Raw genomic sequence first — 23,783 nt, forward strand, 5'->3', positions numbered from 1 at the left:
ACAACGGGCGTTCCCGCCGCGGGCGCGGCGGACGGCCCGGCCTCGGACGGGCTCAACCGGTTCGTCCTCGCCTTCGGCGCCGGCCTGTTCACCGCCGACCCGGTGCTCGAGGACCTGCCCGGCGTGCCCGAGGACCTGCGCCGGATCAAGGACCTCTTCACCTCCCTCGGGTACCAGGAGATCCTCCCGCACCTGGCCGGTGCACCCGATGCCCAGCAGTTGCGCGCCGGTCTGGAGGACTGGCTCAAGGCGGACGAGCGGTGCGCGCAGGACGTGCTCGTCGTGTACTACGCGGGGCACGGCCTGCGCGACGACCGCTCCCACCGGCTCACCTTCCGCAACAGCCGCCACGACCGCGTGAGCACCACCCTCGCCTCCCGCGAACTCGCGGACCTGCTGGCCGACACCCGGGTCGGGCACGTCCTGCTACTGCTCGACACGTGTTACGCCGAACTGGGCGCGGCCGAGATCACGAGCGCCGCCGGCCACCTGGTGGACTACCGGCCCCCGGGGGCCGACGGACTCTGGCTGGTGGCCTCAGCCCGCTCCCGCGAGCTCGCGTACGACCATGCCTTCGTGACGGCCCTGGACGCCGCGGTGCGCGCGGGCACGGCCGGGATGCGGCAGCAGTACCTGGACGTCCCGACCGTGACCGACCAGATCAACGACCACTTCAGGGAGCACCGCCCGGACCAGTGCGCCAACTACCACGCCGTCTCCGGCCGGGCGGTCCCGCCGTTCCTGCCCAACCCGAAGTACCGGCCCGGCCTGCCCGACGAGGCGATGGACGTGGAGTCGCAACGGGAGTGGACCGCGCACTTCGGCCCGCGGGGCCGCGGGGTGGAGTACGCGAGCGAGCCGGGCGACTGGTTCACCGGACGCCTGCAGGCGCTGGCCACGCTGGCGGGCTGGCTGCGCGATCCCGTCCACGACGCCCGGGCACGGGTGGTGACCGGGGATCCGGGATCCGGCAAGTCGGCCGTCCTGGGCCGGCTGCTCGCCCTGGCCCGCCCGGACCACCCGCAGGCGCCCGCGCACCTGCTGCCGCCGCCCGACTCGGTGACGGTGTCCGTACACGCACACGGCACCACCCTGGAGAAGCTCACCGCACGGCTCGCCGCCGCACTGGGCATGGAGGCGGACAGCCCGCCGCACCTGCTCGCGAGGCTCGCCGACTACGACGGCCCGCTGCGAACCGTACTGATCGACGCACTGGAGGAGGCCGGCACCGGCGTCGGCGGGCGCGAACCCCAACGCATCGCCCGTGAACTGCTCCGGCCGATGTCCGCCCTGCACAACCTGCGCCTGCTGATCGGCACCCGACGGACGATGATCCCCGAGCTGGGCCGGGCCATCGAGATCGTCGACCTGGACAGCGAGGCGTACACAGGACGCGAGGACATCGAACAGTACGCACGGCGCGCGCTGGCCGAGATGCCCGGCGGGCTGACGGCACCGGAGCGGGAGGCCGTGGCCGTCGCGGTGGCCCGGCGGGCGGGACGCTCCTTCCTGGTCGCCCGGATGACCGTACGGGCCCTGCTGCACGGCCACCTGACCCCCGACCTGATCCGGCCGGGCTGGGAGGAGGAGCTGCCCTCCGAAGTCGGACAGGCCTTCGACGACTACCTCGCCCGCTACGGCGAGCACGAGGACCGGGTACGGCGGCTGCTGCGTCCCCTGGCGTACGCGGAGGGCGCCGGCCTGCCGTGGGATTCCCTGTGGGCCCCGCTGGCGGCGGCCCTGTCGGGCGAGAGGTGTGCGAACGACGACGTGGACTGGCTGCTGCGGCAGGCGGGTGCGTACGTCGTGGAGGTCCCGGCCGGTGAGGACCGGTCGGTGTTCCGGCTGTACCACGAGGCGCTGGCCGAGCACCTGCGCGACCCGCGCCGAAGCCGAGAGGACCAGCGGCGGATGACGGCCGAGCTGCTCGCCTCGGTCCCGCCGCGGGCCGACGGTGACGGCCCTGACTGGGAGCGTGCACACCCGTACGTCCGGGCCCACCTGGCGAGCCACGCGGCGGCCTCGGGGGACCTTGAACACCTGCTGCAGGACCCGTGGTTCCTGGTGCACGCGGAGACCGACGGGCTGCTGGCCGCCATGGACGGCGTGCGAAGCGGAGAGGCACAGCGCATCTGCACGATGTACCGGACCTCGGCCCACTTCCACCGCGATCTCTGCATCCACGAGCGGGCCCAGGTGTTGGCGGTGGACGCGGCCCGCTACCGGCTGGAGGACCACCGAAAGGGGCTCGGGCGGAGGCTGGAGTGGGTGCCGCGGTGGGCGACCGGGTCGCAGACGAGCAGCCTGTTCCGGGTCGAGCTGAGCTCGTGGTCCAGCGATCCGTTGGTCGCGGCGGAGATGAACGGAACCCCGGTCGTGCTCAGCGCGCAGCGCGGTGGGCCGGTGCAGATCTGGGATCCCGCGCAACAGGCCTGTGTGGCCACCCTGGAGGGGCACACAGGCTCGGTGTCGGCGATGGACTGCATCGACGCGGACGGCGCCACGCTCGTCGTGACCGCGTCCGAGGACGGAACCGTGCGTGTCTGGGACCTCGCGCGAAGCACCGAGCTCCGGCGATTCGTGCTGCAGAGCGAGACCGAGACCGCGCTCAAGGCCGACGAACACGAGGTGGTGACCCACGTGGCGGGCCTGGCCTGCACCCGGGTTCACGGCGAGGCGCTGATCGTCGGCTGCGCCCCGGACGGCTCGGCCTGGGTTCGGGAGCTGATGACCGGTGAGGTCCGGCGGACCTTTCAGAGTCCGTCAGGGATCTCTCACTACCGCCTCTCGCTCGTCTGCCTGGAGACGCAGGGGGTGAATACGGCCTTTGTCGCCTTGCCTTCGGGTGCGGTGCTGCGGTGGAATCTCGAGACCGGGGAGTGGGACTGCCTCCACGGTTCCGAAGACTGCTGGGCGGTGGCGAGCATCGCCCAAGATGGCGGTGAGCTCGTGTCCCTCGGCTACCAGGACGGAAGGCTTCAGTTCCGCGACCCCACTACGGACACTGTCGTCTCTTCCTGCCGTGTCGGTCAGGGATGGATCACGGCCCTCGCATTCACGGAACTCGACAGCCGCGCGGTCATGGTGGTGGGCTACGGGGACGGCTCGATGGAGCTGAGGGGCCGGCCAGACGGCCAATTGCTTGCCCGGCTGAACGGCCATACGGAGTGGGTACGCACCATCGTGATCACGACCGTGAACGGCCGACCGGTAGCCGCCAGCTCCACCAGCAGCGGATCTGTTCGCCTGTGGAACCTGGAAGAGCAAGCCGAGGCCTTCAAGCCCCTGGGCCATTCAAGCAAGGTGTCGTCAGTCGCGTGCACCGTCGTGGACGGTGCAGCCGTCGCCGTGTCGGCGAGCGACGATCACACGGCGCAGGTATGGGACGTAGCCTCCGGACAATCGCTCCAGCGCCTTGAAGGACATACCGCTTGGGTGCAACGGGTGGCCTGCGCAACGGTCTCCGGCGCACCGATGGCCGTGACCAGCGGGCGGGACGACACCATCCGGATGTGGAATCTCACGGACGGCTCGGAGACTGGAAGGGCCGAGGCGGGCTTTTCAACACCGCTGGCCTGCGGACACCTCGGCAGTGGCCCAGTCGCCCTGATCGCACACGGAAGGTATGACAGCAATCAAACGCGTATCTGGAACCTGGAGACCCTGCAGGTCAGCGCGACCTTCGGAGCCATCAAGGATACGGATGCCCTGGCGTGGGCCCTTGTGGAGGGACGGCCCCTGGCCGTGATCGCAGGATATTCCTCCCACGAGAACACTCGGCGGACGACACTCTGGGATCTCACCGACGAGACTCGGGTGGGCGACTTGGAGGGCCTTTCAGACCAGGTCAACGCTCTGGCCTGTGGCTCCGACGGGCACAACCCCGTGGTCCTGGCAGCCACCGCCGGCAGTGGTGCCCAAGTGTGGGATCTACGGACCCGGCAGCTGTGTCACCAGCTCGGTGACGGCTGGGTGTCCGATGTGGAGTTCGGTCAGCTGGACGGGACGCCAGTGGCCATCACGGCCAACCATCGCGGCGTATGTATCTGGGATCTTGGCAACGGCACACCTGTGCACGAGATCCTCACGCCCGTGCGTGCCTACGCCGTCGCCTTCGCCCCGAGCGGTGAGCTCGTCATCGGCGCCGGATACGAGGTGATCGTCCTGGAGCGCTCAGCTGCTTCGCGCACCAGCCCACACCGAGGGCATGCTGCCGAGTCCCTGGGACGGTAGGCATTTGCCCGGATCCTCCGCTCAACGCCTCGCGCAGCGCTAGGGTGCTGTCCGGACACGGGATGCGGGTAGGCGTGGGGGTGGCATGCGGTTCCTGTTCGTGCACGGCACCGGCGTACGACGGGACGGTTACGACCCGCTGTTCGAGCGGGTCTCCCGTGAACTCCTGGCCCGGTTCCCGGACGCCGAGACGGTGCCCTGTTACTGGGGCGACGACCACGGTGCGACGCTCGGCGCGGGCGGTGCCTCGATCCCGGGGTTCCCGGGCCTTTCGCCGTCTCTCCCCACCTCTCCCGACCAGCGATGCGGCGGACCGGTCGTGCCGGGTCCGGAGACGCTGGTGAGCCAATCCGACGGTGGCTGGACGCTGCTGTACGTCGATCCCCTGTGCGAGCTCCGGGTCCTGGCCGAGTTGCCCGTCGAGGACGAGGGGTTCGAGTCACCCGGGTTCCGTTCGCCCGGCGCGGCCGTGGCCGCCGCGCTGGCCGGGTTGGCGGACGGGGTGCTGACCGGCTCACCGGAGCGCCCTTCCCCGGCCGGAGCTGCTGGCGGAACACCGGTGGACGGCACGTCCCACGACGTGGCCGCGTCGGCCGCACGCGAGTTGTCCGGTCTGCTGGTGTCCATCGGGCTGGCCACACATCTGCGGACCGCGCTGCGGCAGGTCGCGGACTCACCGGAGTTCGACGAGGCGTGCGAGCGGGCCGTCGATCCCGCGACCGCCGCCGAGCTGACCGCGGCGACCGCCCGCGCGGTCACCGCCGCGCTCCTCGCCGCGGCCGGTCCCGCCACGCCGTGCACCGCCGATGAACGCGACCGTGTGGTCGAGCTCCTCGCCGACCTCCTCGGCGGTACCGCCCGCGGTCCCCTCGGCCGGGCCGCCGGTGTCCTCGGCAAGCTCGGGATGCGCATGGGCGGCCAGTACCTGCTGAACCGTCACCGCGGCACCCTGACGGTGGGGCTCACCCCCGCGCTGGGCGACATCCTGCGCTACCAGGCGCGCGGCGGCCCGCTCCGCCGCTACCTGGCCGAGCGGATCGCGGCCGCCCCCGGGCCGACGGTGGTCATCGGCCACAGTCTCGGGGGTATCGCGCTGGTCGACCTCCTGGCACTGGCGGCCTCCCGCCAGGAGGTCCCCGACGGGCTGCGCCTCCTGGTGACGGTCGGCTCCCAGGCCCCCTATCTGCACGAACTGGGTGCCCTCCACAGTCTGGAACCCGGTGCCGCCCTGCCGGACGGCTTTCCCGACTGGCTGAACATCTACGACCCGAACGATCTCCTCGGCTACCGTGCCGGCCCCGTCTTCCCCGGCGACGAGCGGATCGCCGACCATGAGGTGACCAGTCGACAGCCGTTCCCGTACTCCCACAGCGCCTACTTCGGCCTGCCCGCGCTCTACGACCGGATCGCCACCGCGCTGGCCGACGCGCCCGGTCACTCTCCCCAGCAGGACGGGCCGGACAGGGCCCGGGGAGGCGCCGGGTGACCCACCGGCCGCAGCCGGACTTCCCATCCCTGCTGCCCGAACGCGTCTTCGCACTCGTGGTGGGCATCGAATCCTACCGAGTGGGCACCGATTGGGACCTGCGCGGCCCCGCCCGGGACGCCGTACGCTTCGCCCGGTGGCTGTCCGGTCCGGCCGGGGTACCCGAAGCCAACATCCGGCTGTTCCTCTCACCGCTGCCCGTCCCCCCGCAGGGCCGCCCCTCGGAGCATCCCGACGTCTCCGCCCTGCCCGCCCACCGCCCCGCCACCGGCACCGAGATCGAGGACGCACTGCTGCGCGAACTGCCCAAGCACGACGGCGACCTGCTGCTCATCTACTGGGCCGGCCACGGCTACGCCGGCGACCAGGACCAGTTGCTGCTGCCGTTCGCCGATGCCTCCACCACGCCCATCCGACATCTCGACCTCGACTCGGCCCTTCGGTTCTGGAACTCCAACAAGGTCCACCAGGCCTTCCGCCGGATCGTCTCGATAGGCGACGCCTGCAGACTCGACCCCCGCTCCGGGACCCGCTCCGCCTTCGGCCGCAACGACTACGGCGAGGGCAGGCCGGTACGCAGCCGCCGGACCTTCACCCTCTACGCCTCCCGCGCCGGCATGCCCGCACAGAACATCGCCGGCGGCGGCCGGCTCACCGAGGCGCTGCTGGCCCGGCTCACCGGGCGCACCCTCGACGAGAGCATCCGCAGCCTGCCCGACATCGCCCGACTGGTCCACGACGACCTCGCCACGAGCGGCGACATCCCCCAGGAGGTCCAGTGGCGCATCACCGGGTGGGACGGCAACCCACTGATCGACACCGGATGGCCGGAAACGCCACCCGGCGCACCACCGCTCGACGAGCAGGCCTGGACGGAACTGCGCTCGCTGCTCGCCGGCCCCGACCTGCCGCCCGAGGCCTACAACGCCTACTGCTGGGCCTTCGAGGCGGCCGGCTGCGCCCCGCCCGGCCCGGCACTACCCGCCACCGAACCGATGGCGGTGGTGCGCGACCTCGACCAGCGGCTCGGCAGCAGCACCCGCAGGCTTCCGCTCCCGCTCGCTTTCGTCGCCTACCTCGCCGCCCGGCAGAGCGAGGGGGAACAAGCCGAGCGGCTGGCCGACTGGGTCCGACGCACCGGCTTACGACTGGGCACGGACGCCGTCCCGGCTCCTCCCGCGCCCGAGCGCGACGGGCGGGCCGAACTGCACGTGCGGCTCACCGAGTCCACCGCCGAGGACGCCTTCCTGGCACGGATGTGGATCTATCGGAACGGGTTCGAGACGCTCTGGGAGTCCGGCGCGCCGGTCCCCCTGGCGACCGTCCAGCAGGAACTGGTCCACCAGCTGTTCGAGGCACCGGCCGGCCAGGAGGTGGGCCGCATCGAGTTCCACGTCCCCGAGATCCTGCTCGACGAGGAGTTCGAGCGTTGGCCGCTGCCGACCCGCGGCAGCCGCCAGGGCGAGATCGGGTGCACGTACGAGGTCGTGGTCCGCTGCCCAGAGGAGCGCACCCACCAGTCCGGGCGCCGCTGGCGGCGCAAGTGGGCCTGGTACCGCAAGCACGGAGGCCGCCGGTCGGACGCCGTCCTGTCCCTCGCCGGCAGCGCGCCGATCGACAACGGGCTCGCCGACCGGCTCGGGGCCGACGGCCACCCGGTCTGCGCACTGCTCGATCGGCACACCGCCCCGCTGCACGACCGGCTGGAGGTCCTGCTCGACGCCGGCCTGCCCATCGCCCTGTGGCGACGGACCGAAAGGGACGGGGCGCACGACCCGGCCTGCGCCTGCAACCGGGCCGAGGACGACCTGGCGGCGGTCCTCGCCTGGCTCTGGACCGCCGAAGGCACCGGAGGCCCGGACTTCGACCTCGGTCAGCTGCCGTCCGTGGTACGGAAACTGCGGATCGGTGGCGGGCCCTGCGGGTGCCCCGCGGGCCTGCGCCTGGGACTGCTCTGGGACGACCCGGAGCACCGGCCCCAGACCGGATCGCTGTCATGACCCCCGACTGCCGCGACCGACGCAGTGGGGAACCCCGGAGCCGAAGGGAAGGAACCAGCACGTGAAGGACTGGTGGATCTACCAGGGCGAAGGGACACCGGATGCCCGGCTCGCCGCCCTCGCGGCCAAACAGCCGCCATGGCGCGACTTCGACGGCACCCCGGACCCGGACTACCAGCCGCCCGGCGACACCGGCCGGGCCTGGGAGCGCACCGTTCGACGCGGCACCGGCTACGTCCCCGACGAGGCCGAGATCGACACCGTCAACACGGCGCTCTACCTGCGCCGGCCCCTGCTCGTCACCGGCAAGCCCGGCATCGGCAAGTCCACCCTCGCCTACAGCATCGCCGTCGACCTCGGCCTGGGTCCGGTGCTGTACTGGCCGATCACCAGCCGCAGCAGCCTGCGCGACGGCCTCTACCGCTACGACGCGATCAGCCGCCTGCACGACGCCAACCTCCAGCAACTGCACGCCGGCCGACCACCCGCGCACGACCCGGCCGGCGCCCCGGCAGGCCCCGGGATCCCGGCCGCACCCGATCGTTCGATCGCCCCGTACCTTCGGCTCGGCCCGCTCGGCACCGCACTGCTGCCGCAGGACCGCCCCCGGGTCCTCCTGGTGGACGAGATCGACAAGAGCGACATCGACCTTCCCGGAGACCTGCTCACCGTGTTCGAGGAGGGCGGCTTCGAGATCCCCGAACTCGTCAGGATGGCGGCCCGCGAGCCACGGGTGCGGATCGGCACCGACGACGACGCCGACGCGTCGGCCGATGCCGATGTGGTCATCGACCGCGGGCGTGTTCAGTGCAGTGCCTTCCCCGTCGTCATTCTCACGAGCAACAACGAGCGCGACTTCCCCCCGCCCTTCCTGCGCCGCTGCATCCGCCTGCACGTCCAACCACCCTCGACCGACAAACTCGAACGGATCGTCCGCCAGCGGCTCCGGCTGCCCGCCGATCTCGCCCCCGAGAGCCAGGACCTGCTCCACGACCTGGTCCATGCCTTCGACGAGCGGAGGATCGACGGCGATCTGGCGACCGACCAGCTGCTCAACGCCGTCCAGCTCAGGCTCAGCGGCGCCTGGTCCGACGCAACGGAGCGCGATGCCTTCCTGGGCACCGTCCTGCAGAAACTCACCGGACCGACAGCACCGTGATCGACCGTCTGCTGCGTGCGCTCGCCGAGGCCGACAACGCCTCGGCGGCCGGCTTGGCGCCCGAGGAACTCGCCGACATCGTCTGGCTGGCCGGCTGCCTCGACGGCTCCGCGGCCGTGCGCCCGCAGCCCCCGGACCGATCCGACGGGCCTTCGCCGGAGCCGTCCGACAACGCCCCTCTGCAACGCCGGCCCGGCATCCAGCCCGGCGGACGGTCCGATGCCCGCACCGAGCGACACTACGCGACAGCCGATCTGGCCGACCACAGCGCCGCCCCCGCGGGCCCCGGCTCCCGGCACGGCGACCTGGTGCGCGTCGCCCGCGCCGGCGCCCTGACGGACCCACTCGCCGTGATGCGCGCGCTTCGCCCGCTCGGACGCCACTCCGTCGCCGACAGCCGGGGTGAACCGGAGCTCGACGAGGAGGCCACCGTCAGCGCCGGCGCCGACCAGCGCATGCTCATCCCCGTGCTGCGTCCGAGGCCGGGCCGGTGGCTGGACCTCGCCCTCGTCATCGACACGCACCGCTCGATGGTCCTCTGGCACGACCTCGTGGCCGACCTGCGCCGGGTGGTCACCCAGACCGGCGTCTTCCGCGACGTACGGACCTGGTACCTCGGCGGCACCGAGGCCGGCGGCAGCCCCGTCCTGTACACCCGCCCCGGCGGGGAGCCGCGCCGCCCCCAGGAGATCGCCGACCCGTCCGGGCACCGGCTCGTCCTGGTGGTCACCGACACCGTCGGCGGCGCCTGGGGACAGCCGGCCCTGGACGCGGTACTGCGCGGCTGGGCCCGACACGGCTCCGCCGCCGTTCTCGACGTCCTGCCCGAACGCCTCTGGTCACGCGGCGCCGTCCGGCCGTCCCCGCTGTGGCTGCGCACCACCGCCCCGGCCGCGCCCAACGCCCGCTGGGAGAGCACCGCCCCCGGCCGCCGCGGACGCGTCCACCGCCGCCGGGGGACCGGACCGGCCGGCCGCCCACTGCCGGTGCCGATCGTCGAACCGAACCCGTCGGGGCTTGCCGCTCTCGCCACGCTGGTGTCCGGCAGCGGCCGACGCGCCCGGCTGAGCTGCCTGCTCGTCGACGGGGCCGGCCGCACGGGCTCCGGCCCGGGACCGGAGGCCGATGCCGACCTGGTTCCGGAGTGGGAGGACGCGCTCCCGAAGACGGACGGCACGGCGGCATCGGCGACCGCCGCCGCGGCACTGAGGCGGTTCCGTGAGACCGCCTCGCCACCCGCCCGTGAACTCGCGGGCCATCTCTCGGCCGTACCGCTCGTCCTTCCCGTGATGACCCTCGTCCGCCGGACCATGCTCCCGCAGTCCGACCACGGCCACCTCGCCGAGGTTCTGCTGGGCGGTCTGCTCGCGCCATGGGAAGCGCCCGCCCCCGGTACGAGTGCTGACGACCTGAAGTTCGAGTTCCTCCCCGGCGTACGCGACGCGCTGCTCGGCGCCCAGCGCCGCGAGGACGTCCTGCGGATCCGCGTCGCCGTACGCCACCAAGTGGCCGCCTACCTACGGTCGCACCGCGGCACGCCCGCCGACTTCCCGGCGGCCCGGGTGGCCGACGGCACCACGGGCCGCGCGCTGGCACCCGGGGCACTGCCCTTCGCCGAGAGCGCCGTCGCGGGCGCGGAAGCACCATCCCGACCGAGCGAGACCGTCCCGGTCGCCGACGCGCTCGCAGACCCGGTGCTGCTGGGCGTCGAACCGTCGGAACGCCGCCCGGGAGCCGAAGGGCTGCCGGCCCTGACCCCCTACCACCGACGCGACCTGGACGACGAGCTCTCACGAGCGGTACGCCACGCGGTCGACGGACACAGCACCGCCGTCCTGGTGGTCGGCGCTCGGGGCACCGGGCGGACCAGGGCTTGTCTGGAGACGCTGCGACAGCTGCCCGACGGCTGGCAGGTCTGGCGGCCCGACGGCGCACTGGACATCTGCGCCCGAACGGCGGAGATCGCGCCACGGACGGTGGTCTGGCTCGACGACGCCGAATCGGTGTTCGGCGCCCAGGATCCTGCCGGTGCGGCGGCGGTCGACCTGCTGACGAGGCTGATCAGGGAGCGTCCCACCCGCGCCCCGGTCCTGCTCCTGGGCACGTTGCGGGCCAACTCCCTCGAATACGTCAGGGAGCGGTTCGGAGAGGACCGGCTGTCGGCCCTGGTGGCATCGGCCCAGACGGTGATCGTTCCGTATCGGTTCACCTCGCAGGAAGCCTCGGCCGTCGGGCGAGCCGACCCCCGGCTCGCCGAAGCCGTCCGGGTCGCCGCCTGGGACCGGCGGGTCATTCAGCTCCTGGCCGCGGCACCGTGGCTGCGCCGACGGCTCGACGAGGCGCCCCCCACCGTACGTGCGCTCCTGAACGCGGTGCTGGACGCGATGCGGATCGGCCACCGGCGCGGACTGACCGGGTCCGCCCTGGCCACCAGGGCACAGGCTTACCTGTCCGATGAACAGTTCCGGCAACTGCCGTCCGACTGGTTCGCCGACGCACTCGCTCATGCCGTACAGGGCAGCGACTCGACAGGACTGCTGCAGCCCTGGCAGGAGACAACCTCGACCGAGACCTTCTACGCCCTTCACCCGCTGGTGGAGGAATGGTGCGACACTCTGATGCCCCGGCTGCCCGGGTCCCTCCGGTCAGTCGCGGCGGCCGGCTCGGAACGCGGCTGGGACGAGGACGATGTCCGGCCGTACTTCGTCCTGTCCTACGCACCCCACACTCGGGCTTCCGATGCACCGGGGGCGAACGATCCCAACAACTGGGTCCGGAGCCTGTACCGGGACCTCTGCGAAGCAGTACTGCAGCTCACCGCCGTTCCGGACGGGGCCGCGGTCGGCTTCATGAGCGAGCCCGCACTACAGGGCGAACTGTCGGCCAGGCAACAATCCGAGGCACTGGCCACGTGCCGGGTGTTCGTACCGCTCTACTCTCCGAGGTACTTCAACAGCGTTCCGTGCGGCCAGGAATGGCACGCCTTCACCCGTCGGCCGGTCTACCCGGCGAACCTCGACTCGGAGCGCACCAGCGGCATCGTCCCGGTGCTGTGGGCACCGATGAGCCGCTACCGGCCGCCAGGGGTGGCCAGTGAACTCCGGTTCAACCACGAGAGCTTCGGACCCGATTACGCCACCGAGGGCCTGTACGCGCTGATGAAGCTCAGCTACCTCCGGCCCGCCTACGAGATGACCGTACAGCGGCTGGCGGCCCGGATCGTGCAGGTCGCCGAGGAGACGGTGATCCCCGTCGGGCGGCGGCTGGAGATCAGCGGCCTCCCGAGCGCGTTCAACGCCACCGCCCCGACCAAACAGCTGCGGATCTATGTCCTCGCCGACCGCCGGGACGAGTTGCCCGCCGACCGCAGCCCGGACTACTACGGTGAGCGGCGCACCGACTGGCACCCGTATCGGCCGGACGGCTCACCGATCGCCCAGCACGCGGCGCGCCTCGCCCGGCAGCTGGGGTTCGAGCCGACCGTGCACGAGTTCGACGACAAGGCCGAGTCGATCATCGAGCGCAATGACGATGCCCCCGGCCTGCTGCTGCTCGACCGCTGGGCGTTGCGCGACCCGGGCCGGCGCGAGCTGGTCCGGCGCTTCGACCGCTCGGACGCCACCTGGGTGAGCATCCTGGAGCCGTTCAACAGGGACGACCCGGAATGCGGCGAACTCGCCGATGATCTCAGCGAGTTGAGCGATGATGCGCTGCGCATCACCCGGCGGGCCACCCGGCCGAGCTTCCTCGGCGCGACCGGACCGACCGGGCTGCACACCCTGGAGGACTTCGACGACGCGCTGCCCCGGGCGGCGATGAAGGCCAAGTACGCGTTCGAGGGCCGCACCCGGGCCGAACCGGAGGAACCGCCGCCGCCCCGGCGGCCGAGCCTGCGGGAACACCTCCGGGACCGGGCGGATGACGCATCGCCGGGCGGCGGGCCGACCTAGACAGCCCCTGCCTCGCCAGCCCTCTGGGATGCCCGCGGCTTCCATGACACGAGGCTCCTGACACAACGGTTCTCACCTCGCGCCCATGGGACGCATTCAACGGTCACGGGGCACCAGATCGCCCAACGCCTCCTCGAAGGCCGTGAGCGGATACTGCTCGCTTCCGCAACCGGGCATCTCAAGCTTCTTGAGCTGCCCACCGACGATGTGGGACCTCAGCGGTACGGGCAGGGCATCCGGCCACAGACCGGTCCGCTTGCCCTCGGAGAGCACGCGCCGGAAGGCGCCGGTGGAGCCCCGGAGGCTCCGCCCGTTCGCCTTCAACTCGTCGGCGCCGCACTCGCCTTCGCCCTCGACGACCTGGATCAGGATCTGCTGGGCCCGGGGCGGCAGGCGGTCGTAGTACGAGCGGGCGCGCTCCGGGGTCCAGCGGTCGTCGGGCACCGCGGTCACGACCGCCGTCGGCGTGGTGGCGAGGGCGAGCAGCTTCTCGAGCACCTCGGGGGTCGGATTCTCCACGGTGATCGTGATCTTCATGAGGGAAACACTGGCAGCTTGGAGCACTGAACACAAATAACCTCCGCAAACGTGTCCTAGACGATGCCCATGCCTCGGGCTCCTCTTGTGTATCAATTTCTGTGTTGCGTCCTCTAACTGGATTTAGAGGACGCAACACAGGGCCTGATACAGATAGGCTGTCCCGGACGGATCATCAGCCCGCCGTGCCGGAAGGAGAGCGCCCGTGGATGCCGAGGCGTCGGACGGCCTGCCCGTCCTGGTGGAACGCTCCGCCGAGGTCGTCATCGCCGAGCTGGTGGACGACACTCAGGCCCTCGCGCCGTTCGCGCCCGCGGGGGTCGACCCCAACGAGATTCTGACCGAGGACGCGGCCGACGACCTCGCCTCCGCCCGGCCGGCACGCACCAGCCAGACCTACGCCGAACAGTGGCGCTACTTCGCCCGCTGGTGCGCCGACAACGGCCGCCACCCCGGGCCGCGCACCAGCGAGGCGAACATGGTCTCCTACATCTCCCACCTGCGGCGCCGCGGCGGACGCGACGGCACGGGCGCGCCCGTCAGCTCCCTGCGCCTGGCGATGGCCGCCATCCGCGACGCCAACGCCCGTGCGGGGTACGAGAACTGGCCACCGAAGAAGGCGACCGCCGAACTGATCCGCAAGCAGGCCGCCGAACACGCCCGCGACCGCCGCACCCCGAAGTCGAGCCCACCCGTCGACGCCGCCCGCATCGCCCACCTCCAGCAGGGCACGACCGCCGACGTACCGCTCGCCCGCTGGCGCGACCTCACGATCCTGCACCTCGGCTACCGCACCCGCGCCCGGCGCTCCGAGCAGGCGGCCTACCGCATCGACTCCATCGTCTTCGAGCGCCTGGAGGACGGCACCGAGCAGATGCTCGTCGGCAAGCGCATGTCGAAGAACGACCACTGGTCCACCGGCCGCGAGTACGTCGTCCGCGACCCGGTAGCGATCACCGTCGTGCGCACCTACATCTCACTGCTCGCCGAACTCGGCCAAGCAACACCGCAGTTGCCACTGCTGCGCGGCATCACCCGCTGGGGCCGGCTCATGCCCGTCCCCGTCTCCGGAACCGGCATGACCGGCCACTCGGTGAACCGTGCCTTCAAGCGCATGGTCACCCGCACCCCCGGCTTCGACGCCAAGAACGCCACCAGCCACGGCCTGCGCGCCGGCGTCCCCGCCGACCTCGCCGCCCAGGGCTACAGCGCGGCGGAGATCCTGGTCATCACCGAGGACTGGAAGTCCACCACCATGGTCGAGAAGTACGCCAAGGCCGGCCTCCGCCGCGCCGGCAAGGACAACCTCGGCCGGGCCCAACAGGCCCTCGACTCCCTGGTTGTGCCACCGCCGACCGGTCCCACCGGATAAGCAGGGGCAGGGTGGACGAGATCTCTTGTCTTGCCGTGCTGTGGTACGTCCACTCGGACGGACCACAGCACGCCCTGGCCGTCAACTCATTCGAGGTCGTCAGGACGGTCTCGGCGAGGAGAGGCTGTTTGTCCGCCTTCCAGGCGCTGAACACGCTGTCGCACGCGGCGTAGATCAGACCGGAGAGCCGTTCGCGTTCCTGGTCGGCGGCCCCGACGAGCAGGGCGTCGGTGTAGAGGGAGAACTGCAGGGCGGCATCGACCGGCGTGTCCAGGTCGACGCCAGCAGGGTCGAAGCTCTCCCAGTCGTCGCGGGGAGACCGACCGCGGTGATCGTCCCGAGGTTGCCTCACCAGTGACCGGTCTGGCGCCGAGCCGGTTGCACCGGCATGACGGCCACTCCGCTGTCGGGAGCCGCAGCCGGTCCCACCAGAGGTACGCTGATCAAGTCCTTCTTCCCTACCTTCGGAGCCTCCATGCGCCTCTCGGATTGCTCGCCGCCCGACACCGCCGCGGCCCGAGGCGCACGAGCGCTGTGCGACGCCTTCCACAGCCCTGCGATGGCTAACCACGTCATGCGGTCCTGGCTCTGGGCCGAGGCGTTCGCGATTGTCGAGGGGCGCACCGGGATCGACCATGAGCTGCTGTACACAGCCGCTCTGCTGCACGACATCGGGCTTGTCCCCTCCTACGACAACCACACGCTCGGCTACGAGGAGGCTGGCGGCTTCGTTGGCGAGGCGCTCACCGCCGGCGCCGGCTGGCCGGCTGACCGGCGCCGCCGCGTGAACGAGGTCATCGTCCGGCACAACTGGCCTGAGGTAGACCCTGCACAGGACATCGAGGGCTACCTGCTGGAGACGGCGACCGGACTGGACATCTCCGGCCGTCGCGACGAGGACATCCCACTCGCTTTCCGCCGCGAGGTGCTAAGCACCTACCCGCGCCTCAACCTTGCTGAGGAGTTCGGTGCCTGCGTACGGGATCAGGCCGCGCGCAAGCCGCACAGCCAAGCCCGCCGCCTCGTCGACGGCGGGCTCGACCGGAAGCTCGGCGAGAACCCGCTCGAACGGCTCTCCTCCTAACTCATCGACCGTTCCCAACGTCGAGAGGTTCGGGACGCGAACCCCCGTGAGCGGCGCGCCTCCCTGACACGGAGAGGCGGCCTCCTTCGGCGCCCTCAAAGGGGCGGTACCGGGCCGACGGCAGCACGGCTGCTGCCGACAACTGCCCGGCGCCGCTTACCGCCATCGGCCGGAAGACCCGGCGCACTTGGTCGTACACACGACTGGCACCGACCCGAACACGTCCGGCGAAGTGGCGGACGGCCTCGACGCCGGTGTCGTCACCGGCAGTCCCCTCGCCGCCACGCTACCGGAGCCGGCGATGGGCGAGCGGGTCACGCTGGTGGCGGGGGCGGCCAGCCGATCGGCGACGGGCGGCCGCGGTCCGGGCTCGGCCGGGAGGCCAGGGAACTGGGTACCCGATCCGCCCCGACTGAGTAGCCGCGCTCATGCCAGTTCCTGCCCGGTGCAGTGGAATCGGTCCATGGACACCCTCCCGGCCGGATCCGCTCCGGCACCGCACCACCGCGACGCGTGGAAGTTTCCGCTCGTCGCGACGGTGCTGCTGCCGCTCTGCCAGATCCTCTACTGGTCCGTCGCACTGGTGCGCGCGGTCGACGTCGACCAGTGCATGCCACGGGGCGCCTGTGGGCGGGACTGGGGCCTGCAGTACAACGTCGCCTACGGCCTGATGGGCGCGCAGTTCATACTCCTCACGGTCGCCTGGACACTGCCGCCCCGGACGCGCTGGGCTGCATGGCGCTTCGCCGCGTCCGCCGTGAGCGTGATGTGTGGCCTGGCATGCAGTGTGGTGGTCCAGGACTTCGGCTGAGGGCGCCTGCTGGCGCCCGATTCGTGCGCCCGGACTCCCGGCGGTGCGGGAGAGTCGGGTCGTTTCGTATCCGTCGGGTCGTGTTGTGGTGGATGATCGCGGTGTGCGTACGTGGTGGGAGGCGCGCCGTTCGGCCAGGCTGGCGCAGGTGGCGTACGGGCCGGAGTTCTTCGGTGCCGAACCGGTGGCCCGGCCTCGGTGAACTCGCCCGCGCGGTGACATTCACACCGCCGGGTCGGCGGGGTCCGCTCCGCCCGCGCGGAGGTGACCCGATCAACAGGTCGGCCGGCCTGGCAGAACACGCGTCCGCTCCGCCCGCGCGGAGGTGACCCGTCCGTGCCCGCTACGACACCCGCACCACCGACGTCCGCTCCGCCCGCGCGGAGGTGACCCGGCCGACACGGTGCTGCTGCCCGGCACGGCGTCGTCCGCTCCGCCCGCGCGGAGGTGACCCGCTGACGGCGGTCAGCACCGGGTCGCCGTTGGGGTCCGCTCCGCCCGCGCGGAGGTGACCCGGTAGCAGTGATCCCGTTAAGAAGTCATCTCATTTGGCGAGTCGGCGATAGCAGATGAGGGCTGCGGCGATGCTGGCGAAGGCAGCGAAGTGCTCGGCCTTCCGCCAGGACAGGTAGGAGCGGATGAACTCGGCAGGGTCGCCCCTCCCGGAGACGTATAGTGCGTCCCATGTCCAGCGAGCGGGGAGAGCCGGAAGCTCTCAAGAGCGCGAATCCAGCGACCTACGAGAGCGTGTGTGCCGCGATCCTGGTCTCGCTCGACTATGCCAACTTGGACATGGACTTCCCCCGCATCGTGCACTGGCTAAGGCAGCTGCCCGCAGGGGACCGCGATCGCCTCCTGGGCGAACTGGAGGCAATCGCCGCGGCTGATGCGATCCGCCGGGACGACGCGACGTACCTGCTGGACGACCTCGGGCTGCGCCACATCCACTGGGAGCAGCCCTAACAGCCATTTCACCTGGCGAGCTGGCGGTAGCAGATGAGGGCTGCGGCGATGCTGGCGAAGGCGGCGAAGTGGTCGGCCTTGCGTTCGTAGCGCCGGTGGAGCCGGCGGAAGCCGCCCAACCAGGCCATGGTCCTCTCGATCACCCAGCGGTGCCGGCCAAGGCGCGTGGAGGACTCGATGCCGCGGCGGGCGATGCGGGCGGTGATCTGGCGTCGCCGCAGGTAGGAACGAATGAAGCGATGGTCGTAGGCCTTGTCACCGTGCAGTTTGCCGGGCCTGCGCCGTCTGGGGCCGCGTCGCGAGCGGATCGGCGGGATGGCTTCGGTGAGCGGGATCAGGGCCTGACTGTCGTGGACGTTAGCGCCTGAGATTGCGAGCGAAAGTGGCAGGCCGGTACGTTCGGTGAGCAAGTGGATCTTCGAACCATACTTGCCCCGATCCACAGGATTCGGACCCGTCAGCTCCCCCTTTTCAGGGCGCGCATGTTGACCGAGTCGATCGCGCAGCGGGACCGGTCCAGCTCGCCGCGGCTGCCGAGCTCGTCCAGCAGCACCCGGTGGAGCTTGGCCCACACCCGGGCCTTGCTCCACTCGGTGAAGCGCCGGTGGGCCCGTCGGGCCGGACGGCCCGAAGCACGGTGGCAACTGAGCCCACGTGCATCCCGACGTCGTGACGAACACAATCGCCGCAAGCACCTCGCGATCCCCGTACCGCCGCCGACCACCGCCCTGCGGACGTGTTGGCGCAGTCGGCACCACCAACTGGAACAGCTCCCACAACTCGTCCGGCACCAGGCGCTCCACGATCACCACCCGCGAAGCCTACCCAGTTGCCCAAATGAGATGACTTCTTAGTAGCCACCGACCGAGTAGGTGGTGGGCGTTCGATCACCCGGGTACGTCGTCCGGAGGGAGCGTGGCCGGCGTCAGGGTTGGGTATCTGCACTCCGCCAGTTGTCGCTGTGGTGGGGGACATCGCATACCTTGCTGTGCCCGGCCGCGGCCAGCTCCGCCGCGAGCGGACGGCCCAGCAGGGCGCAGCAGCGGTCGCGCCGCCCGTTGGTGCACACCAGGGCCACCGGGCCGCCGACGTGCTCCGTTCCGAAGCCGGTGTGGTCACCGGCGCCCAGCGCCGCGAAGTCCAGATCCAGCAGCTCTGCCGGATCCGCCACCCCCGCCCGGCGCACCCAGCCGCGGCCGGGCACCGTGTGCGCCACGAGGACCTCGTGGCGTGCGGTCGGCAGGCAGTCGGCGTGCCGTCCGGGCCGCCGGATCAGGGCCACCCGCACGCCCGTCCCCGCCGCGGCCGCTTCCAGCGCCCGCCCGACCGCCGCGTCCAGGTGGCTCTCACCCAGCGCCTTCGCGCCCCACGGCCCGTTCTGCTCCACCAGCAGCCAGGTGGTCGCCACCGCCGCCGTCGCTGCCAGCGGCTCCGAAAGTTCACGCGACACGGTCGCACAGGTGCTCACCCCGGCAAGGCTACCCTCACCTGATCACCCTCACCCGGCTCACCCGAACGCGGCCCTCACCCGCTGTGCCACCTCCTCGTCCACCGTGTCGTACAGCGGCTCGGAGACGGTCGGGAGGTCGGCGAACTCCAGGTGGATGCTGCGGACGACATCGGCGAACAGCTCCGAGTAGAGCACCCAGTCCTCGGGGCACGGGGTGCTCAACTCCAGCGAGAGCAGCTGGGACTCGTTCGGCAGCGGCAGGTGCACCTGGATCACCGAGGTGGTCAGCGTCCCGTCGACGAGCGGGACCGCCAGGCCGTCCAGCGGGGTCGACCCGTCGTCGACCGGGGTCGCCACGGCGTCGATCACCGCCACCGCCCGCCCGGCCGGCAGCTCGATCGCCGTCACCTCCGCCTTCGGTCGGGACAGGGCCAGGCGGGTGAGCAGGAAGTCCACCGCGCCCGGGTACTCGGTGCCGACCAGGGGGCACACCGAGGCCACGATCGACGCCGTGCTGGGGCGGCCGTCCACGTCCACCAGGCACATCCCGGCGTGGATCACCCCGGCCTCGGCCATCGGCGGGATCAGCTCGGCCAGCGCCACGGCCCAGCGCACCCGCGTCTCCTCGGAATGGGAGGCCAGCACCTCGCAGACCAGCTCCCAGAGCTCCTCGGCCACCTGGTCGTCGGTGCCCAGCACCGGGACCTCGTGGAAGGCGGGCGGGACGACGAAGCGGATCTGGAGCCGGGTGTCCTCGGTGGCTGTCGGAATGTCGGACATCGGGCCTTCCACGGCGGTCATGAGGGCTTGCGGATCCGGTTGCGGACGTCCAGCCAGGACGGCGGGACGGGGACCGGGACGCCGTACGCGCGGGCCTCGACGAGCAGGTCGAGGTAGGCGGCGGCCCGGTCGCGCAGGCCGGAGCGGCGCCAGGTCCAGTGCGTCTTCAGCGCGGGGAGGGCGGTGAGCGCACAGGTGGCCACCAGGCCGCCGATGACGAGGATGGACTGCCGGCGCTGCTCGGAGTAGGTGAAGTCCGAGCCGAGAACACCGACCATCACGGACACGACGAGGACCAGGGCGAAGATCTTGCTCCACGTCGATCTCCGGCGGACGGTGCGTTTCTGCGCGGTGAGCAGCCCCCGGACCGCCTGCTCGTCCAGGAAGTCGACACCGTACGGAGCCCCGAGTTCACGGGCCCGGCCGGCCAGTGCCCAGTGCTGTGCGAGCGCGGCCGGAGGCAGCACCGGGAACTTGGGGTCGATCACGGCGCCGGCCGGCCACCACGAGCCGGGCTGCGCGGCGACGCCGGGCGGGGGAACCGGGGAGGTGTACGGGACCGGACCGGTGGGGTGTGCGGTCGGTGGCTGCGGAGCGGCCCGGGCACCTTCCTCCCGTACGGCCCGATCGGCATCGGCTCCCCACTCGGCGGGAATCCGGACCGTCAGCCCCGCGCGCCTGGCGTGGTTCAGCAGCCCGATGTACGCGGTGAAGTGCACCGAGGCGGTCTGCTTGCTGGAGCTGCGGCCCGTGCCCCGCAGCCAGACCGCGATTCCGGCCGGAATCCCCAGGATCGCCGCTGCCCAGTTGCCGGTGACCAAGGAGACCACGATGCCACCGAGGACGAGGAGACCCGCGGCTTCGTCGTGCCAGTCCTGCTGATCCCGCTTCCGCAGGTGCTTGATCACCACGTTGCGGGCCACGTCGTCGTTCAACAGGGTGACCCCGTAGAGCGTTTCGGCCCGCCGCGCCGCCTCGGCGACCTCGGGTACGGCGGCGAGCTGTCCGCCCGAAACCGGCAGCGTCACATGGAGGTCCTTGACCATGAGCTGCTCCTCTCTCAGCCGACGGCGTTCAGGAACGGTGCGGACGCCGGTCGGTACGCGGGCTTCGGGAGCGGTCCCGGGGCCTCGACGTGGGACTCCCGGGCCTTCTCCTTCTTCTCGTCCTGGTAGAAGCCGTAGGCGAGTCCGTTCGCCTTGTTCGTGATGGTGACCGCGCGGGGATCCACTTCGACGCCTGCCTTCTTGAGCCCGCCGACGATGGCCTTGGTCGATATCGGGTTCACGGTCTTCTCGAACAGGCCTGCGCCGGCGGCCGAGGTGCGCTCGGCAGCGCCGGCTCCCTCGGCGGCCACCGACGTCCTGATGTTCTTGATCGGGGCCCGGACCACCTTGTTGACGACGCCCACACCCTGAACTTTCGTGATCGACTTTCCGGCGGTGGCGAAGCCCTTGATGGCGCCGACACCGGGGATCACCCCGAGTCCGTCCATTCCGATCTTCAGCCAGGAGACGTCCTGTCCGCGGGACTTGGCGATGCCGTGCCCGGCCATCGCGGCCGCACTGGTCAGCATGGCCGCGGCACCCAGGATCGGGCCGGCCCCGGGGATCACCAGGGCCGCGATCGCCAGTCCGGCCGAAATCTTGGACAGGTCGTCGGCGTGCTCGGCCAGGAAGTCCAGCGACTTCTGCCAGGCGTGCTCCACCTTGTCCAGCATCCGCTTGAGGAAGCTCGGGTCCGGCGGGTGGTGGCGGGACGCCTCCATGATCGCCTTGGCGGCCGCCTCGGCCTTGTTCTTGTGATCCGCGAGTTGCTTGTGGCCGTTCGCGATCACCTCGTCGAGCTGGTGCGCGAGCTGCTGCTGGGCCTGGAGTTTGGCCTCGAAGTCGGCCTTGGCCTTCGTCCGGGCCGCCGCGTCGGTGGACTGCGCGGAGGCGTCGAGGGCCTTTCCCGCGCTGTCGCACTGGACGTTCATGTCGCCCAGTCGGGAGCGCAGTTCGACGGCCTGGGCCTCCATGGTCCGGCCGGTGGAGAGCAGTCCGGTGAGCTGGGTGTGCCAGGCCTTGAGGGCCCGGGAGCAGGCGGCCATCGATTCGTGGCCCTGGGTGAGGTACTTGGGCAGTTCGCCCAGTTTGCCGGCGAAGTTGCGGGCCGCCTCGCCCTGCCAGGCGCTGCCCTCGGAGCCGAGGTCGGCGAGCGCGTGGCGCAGTTCCTCCAGTTCGCGGGCGACGGCGTCGACGTCCGCGTACATCTTGGCGATGGCCGGGAGGTCCCCCGGGGCCGGGCAGAAGCCGAGGCCCGGCCAGTTCTTGTCACTCATGGTGGAAGTCAGTCCCCTGGGTGTTGGCTCAGGTCGCGCCGAGGCCCTTGGCGGTGCCCTGCTCGTTGTCCCCGTAGTTCTTGAGCGAGGCGTCCAGGCCCTCGCGCAGGCCGTGGGCGAGCTTGGCCATCCGGCCGATGCCGCCGTGCCAGTGGTCCTCGAAGCCCTTGCAGGCCGAGTCGAGCCGCTCGGTGCCCAACTGCTTGCCCTTTCCGAGGTTTTCGAGGCTCTTGGCGACCGCCCCCATGCGGTTGCCGCATTCGTCGAGCTGTTTGGACACCGTTCTCATCCGGCCCATGTCGATCTTGAACTCTTCGGCCAACTCCCCGTCCCCCCATGGTGTGTGATGCGATATGGAGCACCTGTTTGATAAATAACCTATAAGTGGGCGAAGTTCGAGCCGTGCCGGGGAATTGGAGATCGCCTTCCGCGTTCCCGGTCGGACGGACGCGGGCGGGGGAAGAGCGGAGGGGTAGCGGATGCACGTCGCGCCCCGTGTTCCGCCTTGAGCGCGGTCATCTCGACCCCACCGACAGGGCCGAGCACGTGGAGCTGATCCCTGGTTCGGCCGCTGGCGCCACCTGGCCGACCCCCGTCCGCGTCGGCGAGTTGGATACGCAGGCCCGGCACGCCGAGACCTCACCGGCTGACGGTGAGGGTTTCGGCGTGCCGGTGGAGGGCGGCCTCGAAGTCCACGTCCCAGGGGCGAACGCCCCGAACGGTGCGTCTAATGCTTCTTTGCTCCACGAGATGAAGAACAGTTGCAGCTGCGATCAGAGACAAGCCGACAAGAAATCGGCTGGCCCTGTAAAGGTGGGCTAGATATCTCGACGACCGCGATCAGGAATCCGGTCAGTATTTCAAATGCAATGATCTTCTGTCGCACGGGGTATCTCCATCTTCGATCAGGCAAGAGGACCCAGATCCGAGGCCGCCCCGGTCCCGGACACATTAACGGCCAGATCTCGGGCTGCCGTACCGTTTGCCCTGTCGACACCGGCTCTGCCGCGCCGCCGATCCCTTGCCGCAAGGCTGGGCTAGAAATCTTTGATTCGCATGTTTCACCTTCGGATGGCACGTCATGGGCGGTTTCTTGAAGATCTTTTGGCGAGTCTATGGGAAAACCGCAGGTCTGACTGTGCGTCATCGATTAGAAAGCTGCCGGGCTAGGCCAAAGGTTCCTCATGCTCATTGATCCTGATCGGTAACCCACCCGAGACCGTTGGGGCAGGGGCAGGGGCAGGGGCAGGGAGAGGGTGGTGCGCGGCCGGGGCCGGCTTGCTTGTCGTAACGACGCTGTTCTCCAGTGCACGTTGCGGGCGACGTAGCGCAGCAGGCCGTCGGGGACGACTGCGCCGCCGGGGCTTTCGAAGCGGTGGTAGACCTTCGGCAGGAAGCCCAGCGGCGCGCACTAACTGGGCGTTTCGTCCCTGGTTTCGAGGCTCAGGTTCCGCGCCAGGTCGGGGTGGTTTCGCCGGTGAGTCGGCGGGTCATGAGGGCGATCATTGCGACGTGGACCATGGCTTCGGAGCGTTCGGGTAGGGCCTCGTAGTCGCGGGCCAGGCGCCGGTGGTTCATGAGCCATCCAAAGCTGCGTTCGACCACCCAGCGGCGGGGTTGGACGACAAATCCCCT

The 23,783-nt window shown here is 70.9% G+C and carries 15 protein-coding genes, 2 pseudogenes and 1 CRISPR repeat array; of the genes and pseudogenes, 9 read left to right on the forward strand and 8 right to left on the reverse strand.

From position 1 onward, the window contains the following. The first annotated feature begins 102 nt into the window (after nt 1-102). The 5 genes from ABZ449_RS26160 (at nt 103) to ABZ449_RS26180 (ending at nt 12,828) form a co-directional block, all read left to right on the forward strand. Nucleotides 103-4,233 (forward strand): caspase family protein, encoded by a 4,131-nt coding sequence (locus ABZ449_RS26160; RefSeq protein ID WP_360350518.1) that lies wholly within the window; start codon nt 103-105, stop codon nt 4,231-4,233. 85 nt (nt 4,234-4,318) lie between these two features. Continuing rightward, nucleotides 4,319-5,719, forward strand: a complete 1,401-nt coding sequence (locus ABZ449_RS26165) for a hypothetical protein (protein ID WP_360350475.1) — start codon at nt 4,319-4,321, stop codon at nt 5,717-5,719. Further along, nucleotides 5,716-7,719, forward strand: a complete 2,004-nt coding sequence (locus ABZ449_RS26170) for a hypothetical protein (protein WP_360350478.1) — start codon at nt 5,716-5,718, stop codon at nt 7,717-7,719. Before ABZ449_RS26165 ends, ABZ449_RS26170 begins: the two co-directional genes overlap by 4 nt. A gap of 61 nt (nt 7,720-7,780) precedes the next feature. Then, the gene (locus tag ABZ449_RS26175; protein ID WP_360350481.1) at nt 7,781-8,878 is read left to right on the forward strand and encodes a MoxR family ATPase; all 1,098 of its coding nucleotides are present in this window, start codon (nt 7,781-7,783) and stop codon (nt 8,876-8,878) included. After that, nucleotides 8,875-12,828 (forward strand): TIR-like protein FxsC, encoded by a 3,954-nt coding sequence (locus tag ABZ449_RS26180; RefSeq protein ID WP_360350483.1) that lies wholly within the window; start codon nt 8,875-8,877, stop codon nt 12,826-12,828. The genes ABZ449_RS26175 and ABZ449_RS26180 overlap by 4 nt, the downstream gene beginning before the upstream one ends. 96 nt (nt 12,829-12,924) lie before the next feature. Here the strand turns inward: ABZ449_RS26180 and ABZ449_RS26185 are convergent, their stop codons facing one another. Then, the gene (locus tag ABZ449_RS26185; RefSeq protein ID WP_360350486.1) at nt 12,925-13,365 is read right to left on the reverse strand and encodes a hypothetical protein; all 441 of its coding nucleotides are present in this window, start codon (nt 13,363-13,365) and stop codon (nt 12,925-12,927) included. A 205-nt stretch (nt 13,366-13,570) separates the two neighbouring features. Here ABZ449_RS26185 and ABZ449_RS26190 point away from each other — a divergent pair, with 205 nt between their 5' ends. The 4 genes from ABZ449_RS26190 (at nt 13,571) to ABZ449_RS26205 (ending at nt 17,595) form a co-directional block, all read left to right on the forward strand. Continuing rightward, complete coding sequence (locus ABZ449_RS26190) at nt 13,571-14,737, forward strand: hypothetical protein (RefSeq protein ID WP_360350489.1); 1,167 nt, start codon at nt 13,571-13,573, stop codon at nt 14,735-14,737. A 559-nt stretch (nt 14,738-15,296) separates the two neighbouring features. After that, nucleotides 15,297-15,821 (forward strand): HD domain-containing protein, encoded by a 525-nt coding sequence (locus ABZ449_RS26195; RefSeq protein WP_360350492.1) that lies wholly within the window; start codon nt 15,297-15,299, stop codon nt 15,819-15,821. Between the two features lie 463 nt (nt 15,822-16,284). Beyond that, nucleotides 16,285-16,632: a hypothetical protein gene (locus tag ABZ449_RS26200; RefSeq protein WP_360350495.1), complete on the forward strand. Its 348-nt coding sequence runs from the start codon at nt 16,285-16,287 to the stop codon at nt 16,630-16,632. Nucleotides 16,633-16,875: 243 nt separating this feature from the next. Further along, nucleotides 16,876-17,148: direct repeats of the CRISPR family, unit length 29 nt; unit sequence GTCCGCTCCGCCCGCGCGGAGGTGACCCG. Between the two features lie 168 nt (nt 17,149-17,316). Then, entirely contained in the window at nt 17,317-17,595 is a 279-nt protein-coding gene (locus ABZ449_RS26205) for a hypothetical protein (RefSeq protein WP_360350498.1), read from the forward strand. Nucleotides 17,596-17,603: 8 nt separating this feature from the next. On the opposite strand, the pseudogene ABZ449_RS26210 reads toward ABZ449_RS26205, so the two are convergent. The 7 genes and pseudogenes from ABZ449_RS26210 to ABZ449_RS26240 form a co-directional block, all read right to left on the reverse strand. Further along, nucleotides 17,604-18,401: pseudogene (locus ABZ449_RS26210) on the reverse strand (IS5 family transposase). A gap of 185 nt (nt 18,402-18,586) precedes the next feature. Continuing rightward, nucleotides 18,587-19,063 (reverse strand): annotated as a pseudogene (locus tag ABZ449_RS26215) (sucrase ferredoxin); the annotation flags it as partial. A 39-nt stretch (nt 19,064-19,102) separates the two neighbouring features. Continuing rightward, nucleotides 19,103-19,825 carry a hypothetical protein gene (locus ABZ449_RS26220; RefSeq protein WP_360350501.1) on the reverse strand — a complete coding sequence of 241 codons (723 nt, stop codon included), beginning with the start codon at nt 19,823-19,825 and terminating at the stop codon, nt 19,103-19,105. Between the two features lie 17 nt (nt 19,826-19,842). Then, on the reverse strand, nt 19,843-20,871 hold the full coding sequence (locus ABZ449_RS26225) for a hypothetical protein (protein ID WP_360350504.1): 1,029 nt from the start codon (nt 20,869-20,871) through the stop codon (nt 19,843-19,845). Between the two features lie 14 nt (nt 20,872-20,885). Beyond that, nucleotides 20,886-22,148 (reverse strand): hypothetical protein, encoded by a 1,263-nt coding sequence (locus ABZ449_RS26230; RefSeq protein ID WP_360350506.1) that lies wholly within the window; start codon nt 22,146-22,148, stop codon nt 20,886-20,888. A gap of 28 nt (nt 22,149-22,176) precedes the next feature. Beyond that, on the reverse strand, nt 22,177-22,470 hold the full coding sequence (locus tag ABZ449_RS26235; RefSeq protein ID WP_359912580.1) for a hypothetical protein: 294 nt from the start codon (nt 22,468-22,470) through the stop codon (nt 22,177-22,179). Between the two features lie 1,121 nt (nt 22,471-23,591). Beyond that, the coding region (locus ABZ449_RS26240) for a transposase (RefSeq protein ID WP_360350508.1) at nt 23,592-23,783 on the reverse strand (192 nt) is incomplete at its 5' end.

This window comes from Kitasatospora sp. NPDC005856 (assembly GCF_040629945.1).
Lineage (GTDB): Bacteria > Actinomycetota > Actinomycetes > Streptomycetales > Streptomycetaceae > Kitasatospora.

What these genes read in the sequence shown, in the direction of transcription:
- ABZ449_RS26165 (WP_360350475.1), top strand. Translation starts at nt 4,319, where the DNA reads ATGCGGTTCCTGTTCGTGCACGGCACCGGCGTACGACGGGACGGTTAC.
- ABZ449_RS26225 (WP_360350504.1), bottom strand. Translation starts at nt 20,871, where the DNA reads ATGGTCAAGGACCTCCATGTGACGCTGCCGGTTTCGGGCGGACAGCTC.
- ABZ449_RS26185 (WP_360350486.1), bottom strand. Translation starts at nt 13,365, where the DNA reads ATGAAGATCACGATCACCGTGGAGAATCCGACCCCCGAGGTGCTCGAG.
- ABZ449_RS26220 (WP_360350501.1), bottom strand. Translation starts at nt 19,825, where the DNA reads ATGTCCGACATTCCGACAGCCACCGAGGACACCCGGCTCCAGATCCGC.
- ABZ449_RS26230 (WP_360350506.1), bottom strand. Translation starts at nt 22,148, where the DNA reads ATGAGTGACAAGAACTGGCCGGGCCTCGGCTTCTGCCCGGCCCCGGGG.
- ABZ449_RS26200 (WP_360350495.1), top strand. Translation starts at nt 16,285, where the DNA reads ATGGACACCCTCCCGGCCGGATCCGCTCCGGCACCGCACCACCGCGAC.
- ABZ449_RS26205 (WP_360350498.1), top strand. Translation starts at nt 17,317, where the DNA reads ATGTCCAGCGAGCGGGGAGAGCCGGAAGCTCTCAAGAGCGCGAATCCA.
- ABZ449_RS26195 (WP_360350492.1), top strand. Translation starts at nt 15,297, where the DNA reads ATGGCTAACCACGTCATGCGGTCCTGGCTCTGGGCCGAGGCGTTCGCG.